General features: G+C 77.0%; 1 protein-coding gene and 1 pseudogene. Both read right to left on the bottom strand.

Annotated features, from left to right (window positions below; translation table 11 throughout):
- Positions 1-207: pseudogene (locus HUW36_RS33960) on the bottom strand (FAD:protein FMN transferase); the annotation flags it as partial.
- A 5-nt stretch (positions 208-212) separates the two neighbouring features.
- Positions 213-560 (bottom strand): FMN-binding protein (locus tag HUW36_RS33965; protein ID WP_174531711.1); only part of this gene is annotated, 348 nt, incomplete at its 5' end.

The raw sequence follows: 560 nt of genomic DNA on the forward strand, positions 1-560 counted from the left end.
CGGGTCGGGCGGCGCGCCGCCGAGGCGGCCCAGCTCGCTGTCCGGCCGGTACGTGCTGAACACCGCGTCGGCCCGGCGCAGTTCGGCGAAGACCCGGTCCACCCGCCGCACCACCGCCTCGGTGCGCACCCGGGGGCCGCGCAGGTGCACGCTGACCGGCAGCCCCATCACCTGCTCCACCCAGGCCCGCCGGTCCGCCCCGGTCACCGCGGTCACCGCAGGTGCGCCGCGTCGATGGCGGACTGGAGCGACTCCCGGTAGCCGTCGCTGGTGACGGTGGCCCCGGAGACGGTGTCGATCCGCGCGCTCTGCGCCGCCAGGGCCTCCTGCCGCAGGATCGGCACCGCGTAGTCGTTGATCTCCTGGTCCCGGTGGTTGCCGTCGGGCACCTGGACGGCGACCACGTCGGTGATCTTCCCGCCGGAGACGGTGATCCGTACCTGAACCGGCCCCCACCGGGTCTGCGCCACCGACCCGGTGGCCGTGCCGCTGCTGCCGTCGGTCGTGCCGCTGCCGCCGGTCGCGGCGCCGTCGGGCGGGGCCGACCCGGTGGCGCCGCC

It is taken from the genome of Micromonospora maritima (genome assembly GCF_902825405.1).
Classification (GTDB): Bacteria; Actinomycetota; Actinomycetes; order Mycobacteriales; family Micromonosporaceae; genus Micromonospora; species Micromonospora maritima.